This window comes from Acinetobacter sp. CAU_H_S170_2 (genome assembly GCF_058890445.1).
Map to the genome: position 1 here is coordinate 2474733 of NZ_JBZYAE010000001.1, position 16231 is coordinate 2490963.

The window sequence follows — 16231 nt, forward strand, 5'->3', positions numbered from 1 at the left end:
TCCCTGTACATATAGTTTTATGTACAGGGAAATTTAACTTTTGTGCAAGAACTATACTCGTAAAATTAAAGTCTGCTCCGATGACAATATAAAAATAACGAAACATCATCATGGTTCAAGGCTTTATCTCACATGGATGAAGAATAAAAATGCAGCACATTGAACAAGGAAACCTGAAAAAAGGTTTAAGTAATCGTCATATTCAGCTCATCGCCCTCGGTGGTTCTATCGGCACGGGGCTATTCCTCGGTATTTCACAAACCATCAAACTCGCAGGACCTTCTGTTATTTTAGGCTATGCCATCGCAGGCCTTATAGCCTTTCTCATGATGCGCCAGCTCGGTGAAATGATTGTGCATGAACCCGTGAGCGGTTCTTTTAGTCATTTTGCTTATAAATACTGGGGCAAATTTGCGGGCTTTATGTCTGGCTGGAATTATTGGGTACTGAATATTTTAGTGTGTATGGCTGAACTCAGTGCTGTCGGCCTCTATATCCATTACTGGTGGCCTGATATTCCAACGTGGGTTTCTGCTTTGGGTTTCTTTATTTTCATTAATGTCATTAATTTACTGCACGTGAAATTATTTGGTGAAATGGAATTTTGGTTAGCCATCATTAAGGTCGTGGCAATTATTGCCATGATTACTTTTGGTAGTTACTTGTTGGCCAGCGGTAGTGGTCATAGCCAGTCTAGCTTACAAAATTTATGGCAGCTCGGCGGCTTCTTCCCCAATGGTATTACAGGTTTAGTGATGGCTATGGCCATGATTATGTTTGCTTTCGGTGGAATTGAACTGGTAGGTATTGCAGCAGCAGAGACAGATAATCCTCAGAAAACTCTCCCAAAAGCCGTCAATCAAATTGTTTACCGCGTCTTATTGTTTTATATCTTGAGCTTGGTCGTAATTTTGTCGCTTTATCCATGGAATATGATGGCTGAAGGCGGTAGTCCTTTTGTATTAATTTTCGACTCGTTGGGCAGCCAGACCGTGGCCGCTGTTTTGAATTTTGTGGTTTTGACTGCGGCTGTTTCTGTCTATAACAGCACCAATTACTGTACCAGCCGAATGCTGCTTGGACTAGCACAACAAGGTAATGCCCCAAAATTTTTAAGCAAAATTAATCCGCGTGGTATTCCTGTAAATGCCATTATGGTTTCAGCTTTCTTTACTTTAATATGTGTTCTGATTAACTATTTATTTCCTGAAAAAGCATTTAACTTACTCATGATGCTGGTCGTAGCAGCTATTGTGATTAACTGGGTCGTGATTTCTTATACACATTTAAAGTTTAAAAAAGCCATGAATCGCATGCAGGTAAAAACTCAATTTCCAAGTGTGGCCTATCCATTTACCAATTATTTATGTATTGCCTTCATGGCGAGTATTCTGCTCATTATGAGTCGTAGCCCAGATATGCAAATTGCAGTTCTCATGATTCCAGTCTGGATCGCGATTTTACTGACAGCTTACCTCTTTAAACGGAAGCAAGAAGATCATGTTGCGTTGCTTGAAAAAAGTAAAATCACTTCCTTACCAGAAGCGTAATATCGTATTTATCATATTAGGATGTATTCATGTTTCAACATATTGATGCCTATGCAGGTGACCCGATTCTTTCTCTGATGGAGGAATTCAGCAAAGATGCGCGCCAGAATAAGGTCAATCTCAGTATCGGACTGTATTATAATGAAGATAATATTGTACCGCAGCTACAGTCGGTTCAAAAAGCCTATACTCATTTAATTCCTGACTATGACAAAGTCCGAGTCTATTTGCCAATGGATGGACTCAAGAGCTTTAATCAGGCTGCGCAAGAACTGATTTTCAGTCAGGCTAGCCCTGCCCGTCAGCAAGGGCGTGTCGTCACCATTCAGACTTTGGGTGGTTCTGGTGCACTCAAAGTAGGCGCAGACTTCTTAAACAAATATTTTCCGCAGTCCGAGATCTGGGTCAGTCAGCCGACTTGGGAAAACCATATTGCGATCTTTAATGGCGCTGGTGTTCAAACCCATTTCTACCCTTATTATGATGCGGACACCCATGCCGTAAATCTAACGGCGATGCTAGATACCTTAAGGCAGCTACCTGCTCAAAGTATCGTACTACTGCATCCTTGCTGTCATAACCCAACAGGTGCAGATTTAGCACCTCACGAATGGGATCAAGTGATTGAGGTTCTAAAAGCAAATGACTTGATTCCTTTCTTGGACATGGCCTATCAAGGTTTTGGTCAAGGCTTGGAACAAGATGCTTATGCAATCCACGCGCTAGATCGGTCTGGTATGAACTTTATTGTCAGCCATTCTTTTTCCAAGATTTTCTCCCTATATGGCGAACGCGTTGGTAGCTTAAGCTTTGTCTGTGATGACGCAAACATTGCCCAAAATGTATTGGGCCAGCTTAAAGCGACAGTCCGTCGCATTTATTCTAGCCCAGCCGCCAACGGTGCGTTATTGGTGAGTCAGGTATTAAATGACACAGCGTTGTCTCAGCTATGGCAGTCTGAATTAGAAGAAATGCGTCAGCGCATTTTACAGATGCGTCGCTTACTTGAAGACAAACTCAGTCAAGCGCTACCAGATATGGATTTTAGCTATCTGACCCAGCAACAAGGTATGTTTAGTTATACGGGCTTAAGTGCAGAACAGGTCGATTTGCTGAAACAAGATTATGGTATTTATTTAGTCCGCAGCGGCCGTATGTGTACTGCTGGCCTGAATTTAAACAATATTGATTATGTGGCTGAGTCGATGGCAACTGTGCTTAAAGCTGCAAGTTCCGCTGAGTCTGTGCTTGCTTAAGATATATCATGTTTACTTAGGCTTCTCACTCTAGGGTCAGAAGCCTTTTTTATCGTTATTATTCGGAACTTGAATCAAGGCAACCAAAGTCTACGGGTTTCAGCTTAGCTACCTAGTTCGTGCTTCCCCCCTTCGCCTTTAGACAGCGCAGTAAAAAATCAAATATTTCGACTGCCAAGCTCCACAGCCCAATAAAAAAATCCACCAGAGGGTGGATTTAAAACTTAATTCATCTTTTCAATGTAATCAACGCTTTTATATGGCAGCAGCTGGATGAAATAAAGCATCAATCTGACGCTGTACGCCAAGAACATAATCAATTGCTTGCTGCATTTGTCCTTCGGGTAACTGATCTTCTGTGCCAATACAAGTAATGACATGATCCAGTTGCTGCGTGAAATTAAAGACTGGAATACTAATCGCATTGATCCCGGCCATCATATCTCCTGTGACTGAAGCATAGCCTTGACTCAAGATTTTCACTTTCAGTTCTAAAAAATCTTCCCAATTTGCAGGATACTGCTCTGGTTTAGCACTACTTTCCCATTCTTTTTCCAATAATGGCCTGATGATGTGCTCAGGCTGGAAGCAGGCATGCAAGCGCCCTGTCGCAGATTTCAGCAGAGGCATGCGTGAACCGACTCGAGTAATAATATTAAAGACATGGTTAGATTCTAAAGACTGAACTACGACCGCGCCATCGGCGAACCATTTACTCACATGAATACTGCAATTCAGATGTTGCTGAATGTCCTGAATATAACGCTGGCTTAATTCCAACATATCTGTTCGTTTGAGTGCATTCACCCCAAAAGCATGTGCGCGCTCACCTAAGCTATAACGCCCATCCGTTAATTGCTGAGCATAACCTTTACGAATCAAACTCACCACATAACGGTGTACTTTGGCCGGGTGCATGGATAAAACTTCGGACAGCTCTTTTAACATCATCGGTGCATTATGTGCGGTCAATGCATCTAATACGGTTAATCCAACTTCCAGAGACTGAACCCCTCCCTGTATTTTTTCTTCCTCAACACTCATCGCTTTACCCTGCATAGCTGCATTAGTTGTCATAACTCCATTGGTGAATTGTACTACTTAAATCAAAAATGTGAGCCATCTAAACCTGACTCTCTCATTCAGAGTAGTATAGTTTAATAATTTACATTATTCATAAATAAATTATTTATTGCGTAATTTTAAAATATAAGTATGATTCTATCTAGAACGTAAATTTTCCACGGAAAGGATCAATATCCATGAGCAAACGCTTGAAGTCATTTGTTGAAATTGCTGCACATTCAGATTTCCCGCTAGAAAACCTGCCTTATGGCATTTTTAGTGAAAAACACAATTCGCAGGCCCGTGCTGGCGTAGCACTGGGAGAATGGGTGGTTGATCTGGCGGTACTGGAAGCGCATGGTTATTGCAAACAGGCAGATGGCAAACTGCTCTTTAATCAACCGACACTGAATTTGTTTATTGAATCAGGTAAAGCCAATTGGTCTAAAGTCCGCGCAGAATTACAAGCTTTGTTGTCCGCAGATAATCCTGAACTTCGTGACAATCAGGCCCTGCGTGATCAGGTTTTCTTCAAACAATCAGACGTCAAAATGCATATGCCTGTACACATCTCAGGCTATACCGATTTCTATTCATCTAAAGAACATGCCACCAATGTCGGTTGCATGTTCCGTGACCCGAAAAATGCGCTGCTGCCCAACTGGTCAGAACTCCCTGTTGGTTATAATGGTCGTGCTAGCTCAGTTATTGTGAGCGGCACTGACATTGTCCGTCCATCAGGACAAATCAAGCTGCCAGATTCAGAACGTCCTGTATTTTCTGCTTGTCGTAAACTCGACTTTGAACTGGAAACTGGTTTTATCGTAGGTAAATCAAGTCAGCTGGGTCAACCTGTTCCAATTGAAAACGCTTGGGATCATATTTTCGGTATGGTGCTCTTTAATGACTGGTCTGCACGTGACTTGCAAGAATGGGAATACGTGCCACTTGGCCCATTTAATGCCAAAACTTTTGCGTCGTCCATTTCACCTTGGATTGTGACGCTGGAAGCACTTGAGCCATTTAAAACCAGTTCTCCTGAACAAGAGCCGAAACCTTTGGCTTATCTACGTGAAGACAACAGCAGCAACAGCTATGACATTCATTTGTCGGTAGAAATTCAGCCTGAGAATGACGACAAAAGTGATGTGATCTGCAAAACCAACTTTAAATATATGTACTGGTCCATGACTCAGCAGCTAACACATCATACGATTGCGGGCTGTAACTTGCAGGTCGGTGATTTGATGGGTTCAGGGACCATTTCAGGGCCAACTCCAGATTCTTATGGTTCATTGCTCGAAATCACATGGAATGCCACCAAACCTTTAACGCTATCAAATGGCGAACAGCGTAACTTCATTCAAGACGGCGATACCGTCATTATAAAAGGCTATTGTGAACAAGATGATTTGCGGATTGGTTTTGGTGAAGTCAGCGGCAAAATTCTGCCAGCAGTGGATTTTGGTTTTACCCAATAATTGCAGATCAGGATCTTGCCCATGAAACTGTATACCTATTTTCGTAGTTCTGCGGCTTACCGAGTTCGTATTGGCCTGAATTTAAAAGGTCTGACTGCTGAACATGTACCTGTGCACTTAGTCAATAATGGTGGTGAACATCATAGTGAAAGCTACCGTCAAATCAATCCGAGTGAGCTGGTGCCCACATGGGCAGAGCAAGATTTTGTCTTGACCCAATCGCTAAGTATTCTTGAATATTTAGAAGAAAAATTCCCAGACATGGCCCTGCTCCCTCAAGACTTGCAGCAGCGTGCTTTGATCCGTGCATTTAGTTTAAGTATCGCCTGCGACACCCATCCGCTCAACAACCTACGGGTACTTCAGTATCTGGCGGGTACATTGGAAATAAGTGATGCACAAAAAACGGCTTGGTATAAACACTGGGTTTTAACGGGCTTTAAAGCCCTTGAAGCACAGCTAGAACAGTCAAATGGCAAATTCTGTTTTGGCAGTCAGCCGACCCTAGCGGACTGCTGCCTGATTCCACAAGTCTATAACGCTCTACGTTTTAATCTTGATTTATCCGATTATCCAAAAATTTGTTCGATCTACACCCATTGCAACACTTTAGAAGCCTTTCAACACGCTGCACCTGAAATGCAGCTTGAAGCCTCTTAAGTTTTTTATAAGGATATAAAAATGACCATTCAAATTGAAAAAATCCACCACGTGGCCTACCGTTGTAAAGATGCCAAAGAAACGGTGGAATGGTACAAAAAAAACCTAAATATGGATTTCATTCTCGCCTTTGCTGAAGACCATGTCCCTTCAACCAAAGCCTTTGATCCCTATATGCACCTATTCCTAGACGCAGGAAATGGTAATGTTCTGGCTTTCTTTGAACTGCCAACCCAGCCTGAAATGGGCCGTGATGAAAACACCCCAAAATGGGTGCAGCACATTGCACTCAAAGTCAAAGACCGTCAGGCACTGATTGATGCTAAAGAACACCTAGAAGCCAATGGCATAGAGGTCTTGGGCATTACCAATCATGGTATTTTCTACTCAATTTATTTCTTTGATCCAAATGGTCATCGTTTGGAACTGGCCTATGACGATGAAAAAGCGCCACAAAAAATTGCCATGATTACAGAACAAATGAAATATGACATGCTGGAAGAATGGAGCAAAACCAAACGCGCACCGCAGCATACGCACTTCCTACATGCAGATGAATTAAGCCAAAACTCTCGTACCGCCAAAGTAGACGCTTAAGTCTGGCGGAAGTTGTGCTGATGGTGAATGCCTTAGAGGCAACTTCAACGATGATAAAAAACGCAAAGCAGCTTCGGCTGCTTTTATGATTTAAATAGATAGGATTTCTTATTTTAATTAGCTACTTAGAGTACCTTAAATCTCCTATCAATCATCAATAATTGCTTTCCATTTGCTTCACGGCGAATCCTATTTCCGTCCTCATCCGTATCGAATCAAATTGTTCATGCATGAAACCTGTCTATGCATCCCTTTAAACTTATAGGTTTAAGCACCAGTCAAATAGGCAGCAATTTCATCAGCCGCAGCTCTTGCTGTTCTGGACACTCCAATTAAAGTCGCCGATGCCATGCCTGTCCACTCACCATAGCCAACCAACCATAAGTTATTTACTTTCATTGAACGCCCATTATGAACAGCAACCGTTTGATCAGGCTCTACCACACTAAGACCTCTTAAATGATTAAGTGCAGGGTTAAATCCTGTACACCAAATGACAGCATCTACCACTTGTGTTGAACCATCAGCCCAAATAACCGAATGCTCAGCAAATGCGACAAAAGGCTCTCGACTGTGCAAAACTCCTCGTGTTCTTGCCTCTTTGACACTGTCAATCATGACAATATCTCCCAACCCACCTGCGAGCTGTTCCAAACTCCGACCTTCCTGTTGTGCTTTTAAACGCTCCGTTGCACGAAGAAACAAGACCCGCCCATCCACATCATCTGATAAAAATGCTGGTGCTGTCATCGTGACCCAAGTCGTTTCTGCCACTTTTGAAACTTCGGCAAGAATTTGTGCGCCTGAGTTACCACCACCGACAACGATGACTTTCTTATTTTTAAAAGGCGCTGCATTGACATAGTCCGCTGAATGAAGCTGTATTCCTTTAAATTTTTCACGTCCAATATCATTAGGAATATGAGGCTGGCTCCATGTACCTGTTGCACTGACCACAGCCTTTGCCCGCCAATATTGATCTCTAGCATACACATCTAAATAGCCATCTTTTTGTTCAATATGATCGACATGGACTGGCCGAATGGTCGGAAATTGATAGCGTTGCTCGTATGCCGACAAATACTCGATCACTTCATTTCGCGTTGGGTAGGTGTGTTCAGTCGTTGGCATCATCCAACCCGACAACGAACTCCATGTATGCGGTGAAAAAAGACGTAGCGACTGCCAAGCATGCAGCCATGCACCGCCAGCTTGCGATTGATCATCTAAAATCACAAATGGAACTTTTTTACGTTTGAGGAAATAAGCTGTAGCAAGTGCCGACTGACCACCACCAATGATAATCACATCGACTTCTGCTTGTAGTTGTGCCAAAGCAATTCTCCTCTTTGTTATAGTGAAGCCATATTCATAATTAAAAAAGCCCAGTCTATTCAACAAACTAAGCGACTTTTAAAAATTGATCAAATCTGTAATTGGGCTTTCAATTGCACAAGCTACTTTTCAACATCTTTGATCATCTAGAGTTTATAAACTCCGTTGATTGACACGCTTAGATAATTCTTCTGCCGACTCTTTTCGCTCTGAATAGCGGTCTGTGAGGTACTGAGTTTGCCCACGCGTCAGTAGCGTGAATTTATACAGCTCCTCCATGACATCGACAATTCGATCATAAAAGGCTGAAGGTTTCATTCGTCCATCTTCTTCAAACTCTAAAAAAGCTTTGGGAATAGACGATTGGTTTGGAATGGTGATCATCCGCATCCAGCGGCCTAAAATACGCATCTGGTTTAAGCTATTAAAAGACTGCGAACCACCACTGACTTGCATGAGCGCCAAAGTCTTGCCTTGGGTTGCACGAATCGCACCACCTGCCAGTGGAATCCAGTCAATTTGCGATTTGAAAATTGAACTCATTGAGCCATGGCGTTCTGGCGAACACCACACCATCCCTTCTGACCAAGCCAAAAGTTCATGTAGTTCTTTGGCTTTTGGATGTTCCATATCTGCATCTTCAGGTAAGGGCAAGCCCTTAGGATGAAAAATTTTTACTTCAGCGCCAAACTGCTCCAAGATACGACCAGCTTCCATCACCACCAATCGGCTGTATGAACGCTCTCGGTTAGAACCATACAGCAGCAAAATACGGGGTGGATGATCTAGCACTTTAGCTTGTACTTTTTCTAAAGTCGGTTGATCGAGAAGATTCATATCTACATTTGGGAGAGTCATAGAAATTACACCTCTTCTTTAAAAAACTTTTTTCTAAGCCACAAAGACACACTGACTAAAGCAATCAACACTGGTACTTCAACCAATGGGCCAATCACAGTCGTGAATGCGACAGGTGAAGCCAAACCAAAGGTTGCAATCGCGACAGCCAGCGCCAATTCAAAGTTATTTCCCGCAGCTGTAAAAGAAATAGCTGTGGTTTTAGGATAGTCATTCCCCATCCACTTGCTCATAAAGAAGCTGATGAAGAACATCACGATAAAGTAAATGGTCAGTGGAATCGCAATACGCAAGACATCGAGTGGCAAACTCACCACGTCGTTTCCTTTGAGGCTAAACATCGCCACAATCGTGAACAATAACGCCAACAAACTCAGTGGACTGATCTTAGGTAAGAAGACATGTTGATACCAATCCAGACCTTTAGCTTTTACTAGAGTGAATCGCGTCATAAAGCCAAGGAAAAATGGAATTCCCAAATACACCAGTACTGCATGGGTAATAGTCCAAAAATCGACATTGATTACCTGTCCTGCAACACCAAAATAAGGTGGCAAGAAGGTTAAGAATAGCCAAGCATAAGTACTGAAGAATAAGATCTGGAAGATACTGTTAAAGGCCACCAATGCAGCAACATATTGGTTATCCCCACAGGCTAAACCATTCCAAACCAAGACCATGGCAATACAACGAGCCAGTCCTATCAAGATTAAGCCTGTCATGTATTCAGGATAGCTGTGTAGAAAAATGATGGCTAATGCAAACATCAGAACAGGTGCGATGAGCCAGTTTTGTACTAAGGATAGCGTCAGCGTTTTCTTATCTTTAAACACCTGTGGCAAAGCTGCATAGTCTACTTTGGCTAATGGTGGGTACATCATCAAAATTAAACCAATCGCAATTGGAATATTAACGGAATCCACACTCATTTTATCCAATGCCACTGAGGCTTGTGGAAAGAACACACCTATCGCTATCCCTAAAGCCATGGCAATAAAAATCCATAGCGTGAGGTTACGATCTAAAAATGACAGTCTTTGTTGGGCCATGATGTTCTCATTCAATATTTGAGATGTGATTGATTGAAGCAATCAATTCATGACGAGACATGTGCGCTGTATCCAGTGCAAATAACGCATCTAAACGACGATTGATATGATCCACAGTGACTTGGAATGCTTTGAGTTTTTCTTCTTTCGGCAAGTCTAAATGCGAAGGATCAGCCAAACCCCAATGTGCTTTGATTGCACCACCTAAATAAAGTGGGCAAGCTTCCTGAGCGGCTGAATCACAAACCGTAAACACCACATCAGGTTGGTATTGTTCGCAGTCATCAATGGTTTTACTCCACAAACCATCTGTTGAAAGACCAAGATTTTCTAAAGTTTCTATGGTCAATGGGTGTACTTGCCCTGATGGCTGACTACCTGCACTATAGGCTTTCAAACCTTCAGGCGCACGACGATTAAACAGCACTTCGGACAAAATGCTGCCACAGCTATTTCCTGTGCATAAAAAAAGAAATTTCATCTTGTGCTACTCGCAATAACTCTTTATTTGCGAAAAAGGGCATTCAATTTGGGGCTGTAAATCAGCATTTTTGAGGGTATTTAAGACGTCTACGCACCAAGTGGGTAAATTAGGATTGAGACTGTAATAGACCCATTGCCCTTGACGTCGATCTTGTAAAAGACCTGAAGAACGCAGTAAGGCTAAATGCCGCGAAATCTTAGGTTGGCTGAGTTGTAGTTTTTCAGTCAAATCACAAACACACTGTTCATTATTTCCAAGAACCAACATGACGATATTGAATCGCGTTTGATCAGCTAAACATTTAAAAAAATTGATTTGATCCATACTTTCACCTACTCAAACCTCTGGATATAGCAATACTTACAGATACCCAGTACTTATTTATTTCAATCGCTGCCCATTTGCATCAAGCACTTGTTCACCGTCTTCTTTAGTGAAAGCACCCTTTTGTGGGAGGGGTAGAATTTCTAAAACCAGTTCTGATGGACGACTTAAACGAGTGCCCAAATCTGTGACCACAAACGGGCGATTAATGAGGATTGGATACCGAAGCATAAAGTTAAGCAATTGATCTTCAGTCCAATCCTCTTGATCAATTCCTAATTCTGTATATGGAGCAACATTTTTACGAATCGCTTCTCTCACCGTTAAACCTGCATCCGCGATCATTTGAATCAGTTCATTTTTAGATGGAGGTGTTACAAGGTACTCAATCACTTCAGGTTCAATATTGGCATTACGGATTAACGCCAATGTATTACGTGATGTACCACATTCAGGATTGTGATAGATCTTCACTTTTGGAGTAGCAGTCATTTACTCAAACTCAATGGAATCTTTACATATATTTATATATGAATAAACATATATATGCAACTCCATATTTAAAGAATGAAAAATGATCTATTTTAAATATATAGTGATCGAATGAGCATGTTAAAATTAGATAAAATATAAGATTTAGAGGTCAAACTATGGAAACAGTCATGATTACTTTGATCTTAGTTATTATTTTGATTTTACTAGTCATATTTTATAACAAGAAAAAATAAACTATGGCTTTTGGGTCTATGAATAGACTCAGTAATGCCCCCCCAATTAATCGGTAAAAAGGTAAGATAGTTTTTTGCTCTCTTCTTAGCTTAGGAATTTCTGAATTATAGCCCATAAAATCAGCAACGACCTCTAACGCTGTAATACAGCGTTAGAGGGATAATGATCTCAAGATTGTATTGCTTCGGCTGTCTAATTTGCCGTATTAGGCACCATCACCAGCCCAAACCATATTCCCTTTTTTAAGCATTACTTAATGCACTGGCTAAATCACCAGTACCCTTCAAGTCAGACACCTGTCCCTCCAAAGGCCGACTAAATTCGATACGCTGAATCTTTGCTGCCCGCTCTGCGGAGAACACTGGGATTTGACTCATCGCAAATTCGGACAGTGCGGTAATGGTCAGTGAGGGATTCACACCTAAATTTCCAGGTACAATCGAACCATCTAATACGCGTAAATTTTGATAACCAAAGACTTGACCTGTGAAGTCCACAACGCCATTCGACTTATCATTTCCCATCGCGACACCACTCATAATATGTGCTGTCGTTGGCGTTCCCAGTAAAATTTCGGTAAGTGCAGAACCCGGTTCTCCACCCAACTTTTGTGCAATCATTTTAGTGGCTTCTTCAGCCGCAGGGAATGAAACGGTGAGTGGCGTGTCCCCTTCTTTTTGCACAGCAGTGATACTATTTTTGAACAGTCGATACCACTTTCTACGCCATTCAAAATGAATGAATGCTTCAGACTTTTGCATTACCAATAAAATGATCGAATCTTTGGCTTTACCCTTATAACGCAGTACTTTAAAGGTTTTTAAGGGATGTAACAGTGTATTGAACACAAACTTCATAAAGCGCATAAAGCCCTGACCGGTCACCATCGGCACGTATGGAATATAAATCCATGAAGCATCCGCACCTTCAGGGAAACGTGTGACCTCGATATTGGTATCTGCATCAACCGAAATAAAAGAGCTGATTGCCACCCCATCATCCAGTTTTTTTCCTGTGTTGTTTACTGTGGTCAGGGTTTCCGAATTCGTCCGAACTTCCTGTCCCAGCAATGAAGAAATATTGGGTAAAGTCTTATGCTGATCACGCATTTTTAACAACATCGGTACCGTACCCATCACCCCTGCAGATAACACTACCCCACGACTGTGCAAACTATACTGACGAACTTGTTTCCCAAGGGTTTCTTTGACTATTACTTCGTAACCTGCGCTACCATCTTCATTCAGTGGTTTAATTTTCACCACTTCTGAACTTGGACGAATTTCAACGCCATTACGCTCAGCAAAATACAGGTAATTTTTCATGAGGGTATTTTTTGCATTGTTGCGACACCCCAACATACAAGCACCACAATAAATACAGGAGTTACGATCTGGCCCATCTCCATTAAAATACGGGTCTTTCGCTAATTGACCTTCCTGACCAGCTGCTTGCGAAAAGAATACCCCTGTGTTGACCGTTTTAAAAGAGTCTGCATATCCAATTTCACTCGCAACTTCTTTTAACGTGTCATCTGCAATATTGGTATAAGTATTATTCGCTGTACCCAACATACGTTGAGCGAGACCATAAAACGGCTTTAAGGTTTCTTTCCAGTCTTTACGAATCTTGGTCCACGCCTCGGACTCAAAAACAGCATCAGGTGGAATTAAATGTACATTGGCATAAATTTGTGAGCCCCCACCAACGCCTACCCCGTGCAAAATGGTGGTTTTACTGGTGAAAGTAAATTGCATCGTACCTCTGAATCCCAGTTCAGGACGCCACAAATAGTTTTTGGTGTCTAAATTGGTGGTTGGAAAATCCTTATCTTCACGGCGTAAGCCTTTCTCCAAAATCAGGACTTTATAGCCTTTTTCACTAAGGCGTAAAGCACTGACCGATCCACCAAAGCCTGAGCCAATCACAATTTGATCATAATCAAAATCTATTTTATTCATCCTATTAACTCCTTTAATAGTTTTATTTTTCTGTTTTTAAATTTAAGCGCTTATGACTTCATCCGAATCAATAAATTCAACAGCCAATTGGCAAATTTTCCGTAAGGCGGCGCGAGAAACTTCAAGCTTGAAAAACCCGCCTGATAAAACACAGGACGCATTTTGGAAAAAGTCAAAAAGCCTTCATAGCCATGATAGTGCCCCATCCCGCTGGCACCGACTCCACCAAATGGTAAGTCATGCTGCCCGACATGAAATAAGGCATCATTGACCGAAACCCCGCCCGACATAACTCTGCTGATATAAAATTCGACTAAGCTTTTGTTATTGCTAAATGGATAAAAGGCCAATGGACGATCACGCTGAACAATATAGTCAACAACATCTTCAGGCTTTTGGTAGGTTTTGACCATCAAGATCGGGCCAAAGGTTTCACGCGTATCAATTTCCATCTCATCATTACTGTTCAACACCAAAGTCAGTGGAAATTTTCGTGTCGCAGCATCAGGCTCTTGCTGATTTAAATTAATTAAACTAGCCCCTTTGGCTTCAGCATCTGCCAAGCTATGTACTAAGCGCTGAAATGCACGCTCATCAATCACAGAAGTATAATCTTTGCTATGAATATCAGGCACATGTTCCTGCACCCAAACTGATGCCGCTTGAATAAACGCTTGTAACTTCGACTCATGTACAAATAAATAATCGACATTGGTACAAATTTGTCCCGCATTAAACTGTTTCACAAACATAATGCGTTCTACAGCTTTCTCAATAGGGTATTCAGGGTCTATCACCGCAGGAGATTTTCCGCCTAGCTCCAGAGTCACAGGGGTTAAGTTTTGCGCTGCAGCAGCCATGACTTTACGCCCTGTCGCACCAGAGCCAGTAAACATCAAGTGATCAAACGGCAGTTTTGAAAAAGTGATGCCCACTTCACCAGTCTCATCGAAAATCTGTAATTTTTCCGCTTTAAAATATTTGGGGCTTAACTCAATCAGCAATTCAGCCAAATGTCTTGAATTTTCAGACATTTTAACCATAGCCGTATTTCCCGCAGCAAACACGGCCGACAACTGTGAAAACATCAAATTGATGGGGAAATTCCACGGCACAATAATTCCAATCACCCCCAGTGGCTGAGGAATTACGCGGTTCTTCGCACCAAAATACAAGCTATGATCGACATGTCTTTTTTGTACTTTAGTCCACTGTTTCAAGTGTTTGATGCTGCCGTTTATATCATCTGTGACCGTAATAATTTCTGCCAGTAAGGTTTCATGGCGTGAACGATTGCCATAATCGCGATTCAGGGCTTCAATAATTGCTTCACGGTGATCATTAATCAGCGCTTTTAAATTCAGTAAATGTTGCTTGCGTTGCGCAATTGTTTCAATGCCTTGTTGATGAAAGCTTTTGCGCTGCAATTGAAAACAATCGTGTAATGTCTGTTCTATCACTGTTTGCTCGATATGAGGCTGAACCGTAAGTTGCATATGCTTTTCCTTTCACGGCTAAAAATGGTGATTTAATACTTCTTTTCTATGTTGGTTGAGATAATCTCTTATCCTACTTTAACAAATGGCTTGAATTATGCTTGACTTTTTAGGACACTAAATTGATGTTTTAGGACAACACGGAATGTTGTGATGGGAAGTTATATTCGTGCAGCCAGCCTCGGCGGTTTTGAAGACTTAGTCCGTAGTTATGGCATCAACCCTATAGAAATCTTGAAAGAGATCGGGATTTTACCTGCTTTACTCCGCGATCCAGATTCATTTATTCATTATGATCATTATTTAAATTTATTGGAAAAAGCGGCCTTAGCCTGTCAGGATGACTGCTTCGGTTTAAAACTCGGCGCACTCCAAAATATTAGCACAATCGGTTTGATTGGCGTCTACATGTCCCGACAAACGAGCATACTTGAAGCCTTAAGCGTGGCGCAAAAATATGTCTATTTACATGCTGAAGGCATTGTCTTCCACGTCTCGCAGCATAATGCTCTACTCTGTAAGTTGAACTTTGTTCGATTAAGTGAATACAACACCGATGTACCACAAAAATCACAACTGGCCATTTGCCTTGTCGCGAATATTCTCAAAGATTTGATTGGCCCACAGTGGCATGCAGAAAAAATTTGCTTCAAGCAAAAAGCACCACAAAAAAGTGCTCAAACTTTCCAAGCACATTTTTCATGTCAGGTAGAGTTTGAAACCGATGAGGATGCGCTTTATTTTCCCGCAAGCTTTTTAAGTTATAAACCCTATAATTTTAATGAAGATGCCATCAATCAACTGATCGTACAGCAGCTTGAAACACAAAGCAGCACCAAAACTGAAGACAATACCGCACTGATAGAGAGTTCAGTCCGCATGCTGATGGCGACAGGAGACTGCAGCATTGAAAATATCTCGCTGTGTATGGGCATGCATCCGAAAAAGCTTCAGCGCGTTTTAAAAATGCAAGGAACAACCTATCGAGATATACTTGAAAATGTCCGAAAGAAAGAAGCGCTTCGTATGCTTGATACAGATAATGTGAGTTTGACGGATATTGCTCTACAGTTGGGCTATGCAGAGTTATCTATTTTTAGTCGCAACTTTAAAAGTTGGTTTGGCGTTCCTCCAACCGAGTTAAGAGACAAAAGTCGAAGCCATATTGTTTAACTTCTGGTTTTGTTACTTTGTTCAATAATGAGCATACCTCTGAGTTTCAAGATCAAACCAAATGGCAATATTTCCACGATTAATGAGAACTCGGTTATATGAGGAGCAATTGCTTATACGGTCAATTTTAGGTGCTGGCTTCTTCATTCGGAAATTATATTGCTAAAGATGGCTTTAAGAATAGGTTTGTACAACAAAGCCCATCCTTCTAAT

The 16231-nt window shown here is 41.6% G+C and carries 15 protein-coding genes and 1 pseudogene; 6 read left to right on the plus strand and 10 right to left on the minus strand.

Annotated features, from left to right (window positions below; genetic code table 11):
• The first annotated feature begins 149 nt into the window (after nucleotides 1–149).
• Both AC5EUN_RS12215 and AC5EUN_RS12220 read left to right on the plus strand, forming a co-directional pair.
• The gene (locus AC5EUN_RS12215) at nucleotides 150–1550 is read left to right on the plus strand and encodes an amino acid permease (RefSeq protein ID WP_159153191.1); all 1401 of its coding nucleotides are present in this window, start codon (nucleotides 150–152) and stop codon (nucleotides 1548–1550) included.
• A 29-nt stretch (nucleotides 1551–1579) separates the two neighbouring features.
• Nucleotides 1580–2806 (plus strand): amino acid aminotransferase, encoded by a 1227-nt coding sequence (locus AC5EUN_RS12220; RefSeq protein WP_159153190.1) that lies wholly within the window; start codon nucleotides 1580–1582, stop codon nucleotides 2804–2806.
• Between the two features lie 255 nt (nucleotides 2807–3061).
• Here AC5EUN_RS12220 and AC5EUN_RS12225 read toward each other — a convergent pair whose 3' ends face one another.
• Entirely contained in the window at nucleotides 3062–3883 is an 822-nt protein-coding gene (locus tag AC5EUN_RS12225) for an IclR family transcriptional regulator (RefSeq protein WP_159153189.1), read from the minus strand.
• 185 nt (nucleotides 3884–4068) lie between these two features.
• On the opposite strand from AC5EUN_RS12225, the gene fahA reads away from it, so the two are divergent.
• Genes fahA through AC5EUN_RS12240 form a run of 3 tightly spaced genes read left to right on the plus strand, consistent with a single transcriptional unit; the run spans nucleotide 4069 to nucleotide 6609 of the window.
• Nucleotides 4069–5352 (plus strand): fumarylacetoacetase, encoded by a 1284-nt coding sequence (gene fahA / locus AC5EUN_RS12230; protein WP_159153188.1) that lies wholly within the window; start codon nucleotides 4069–4071, stop codon nucleotides 5350–5352.
• A gap of 21 nt (nucleotides 5353–5373) precedes the next feature.
• The gene (gene maiA / locus AC5EUN_RS12235; protein ID WP_160362372.1) at nucleotides 5374–6012 is read left to right on the plus strand and encodes a maleylacetoacetate isomerase; all 639 of its coding nucleotides are present in this window, start codon (nucleotides 5374–5376) and stop codon (nucleotides 6010–6012) included.
• Nucleotides 6013–6033: 21 nt separating this feature from the next.
• The gene (locus tag AC5EUN_RS12240) at nucleotides 6034–6609 is read left to right on the plus strand and encodes a VOC family protein (protein ID WP_493352367.1); all 576 of its coding nucleotides are present in this window, start codon (nucleotides 6034–6036) and stop codon (nucleotides 6607–6609) included.
• A 267-nt stretch (nucleotides 6610–6876) separates the two neighbouring features.
• Here AC5EUN_RS12240 and AC5EUN_RS12245 read toward each other — a convergent pair whose 3' ends face one another.
• The 8 genes from AC5EUN_RS12245 to AC5EUN_RS12280 all read right to left on the minus strand — a co-directional run bounded on the left by AC5EUN_RS12245 (nucleotide 6877) and on the right by AC5EUN_RS12280 (nucleotide 14845).
• On the minus strand, nucleotides 6877–7944 hold the full coding sequence (locus AC5EUN_RS12245; protein ID WP_159153186.1) for an ArsO family NAD(P)H-dependent flavin-containing monooxygenase: 1068 nt from the start codon (nucleotides 7942–7944) through the stop codon (nucleotides 6877–6879).
• A gap of 153 nt (nucleotides 7945–8097) precedes the next feature.
• Complete coding sequence (arsH, locus tag AC5EUN_RS12250) at nucleotides 8098–8802, minus strand: arsenical resistance protein ArsH (RefSeq protein WP_159153185.1); 705 nt, start codon at nucleotides 8800–8802, stop codon at nucleotides 8098–8100.
• A gap of 5 nt (nucleotides 8803–8807) precedes the next feature.
• Nucleotides 8808–9851 (minus strand): ACR3 family arsenite efflux transporter, encoded by a 1044-nt coding sequence (arsB, locus tag AC5EUN_RS12255; protein ID WP_159153184.1) that lies wholly within the window; start codon nucleotides 9849–9851, stop codon nucleotides 8808–8810.
• 7 nt (nucleotides 9852–9858) lie between these two features.
• Entirely contained in the window at nucleotides 9859–10332 is a 474-nt protein-coding gene (locus AC5EUN_RS12260; RefSeq protein ID WP_159153183.1) for an arsenate reductase ArsC, read from the minus strand.
• A gap of 6 nt (nucleotides 10333–10338) precedes the next feature.
• Nucleotides 10339–10659 (minus strand): metalloregulator ArsR/SmtB family transcription factor, encoded by a 321-nt coding sequence (locus AC5EUN_RS12265; RefSeq protein WP_159153182.1) that lies wholly within the window; start codon nucleotides 10657–10659, stop codon nucleotides 10339–10341.
• A gap of 57 nt (nucleotides 10660–10716) precedes the next feature.
• Nucleotides 10717–11151 (minus strand): arsenate reductase (glutaredoxin), encoded by a 435-nt coding sequence (gene arsC, locus AC5EUN_RS12270; protein WP_159153181.1) that lies wholly within the window; start codon nucleotides 11149–11151, stop codon nucleotides 10717–10719.
• A 479-nt stretch (nucleotides 11152–11630) separates the two neighbouring features.
• On the minus strand, nucleotides 11631–13349 hold the full coding sequence (locus AC5EUN_RS12275; RefSeq protein ID WP_493352368.1) for a GMC oxidoreductase: 1719 nt from the start codon (nucleotides 13347–13349) through the stop codon (nucleotides 11631–11633).
• A 50-nt stretch (nucleotides 13350–13399) separates the two neighbouring features.
• A complete protein-coding gene (locus AC5EUN_RS12280; RefSeq protein WP_493352369.1) occupies nucleotides 13400–14845 on the minus strand; it encodes a coniferyl aldehyde dehydrogenase in 1446 nt (481 codons plus the stop codon).
• A 153-nt stretch (nucleotides 14846–14998) separates the two neighbouring features.
• Here AC5EUN_RS12280 and AC5EUN_RS12285 point away from each other — a divergent pair, with 153 nt between their 5' ends.
• Complete coding sequence (locus tag AC5EUN_RS12285; RefSeq protein WP_279742371.1) at nucleotides 14999–16018, plus strand: AraC family transcriptional regulator; 1020 nt, start codon at nucleotides 14999–15001, stop codon at nucleotides 16016–16018.
• 30 nt (nucleotides 16019–16048) lie between these two features.
• Here AC5EUN_RS12285 and AC5EUN_RS12290 read toward each other — a convergent pair.
• Nucleotides 16049–16165: pseudogene (locus tag AC5EUN_RS12290) on the minus strand (IS5/IS1182 family transposase); the annotation flags it as partial.
• Nucleotides 16166–16231: the final 66 nt, after the last annotated feature.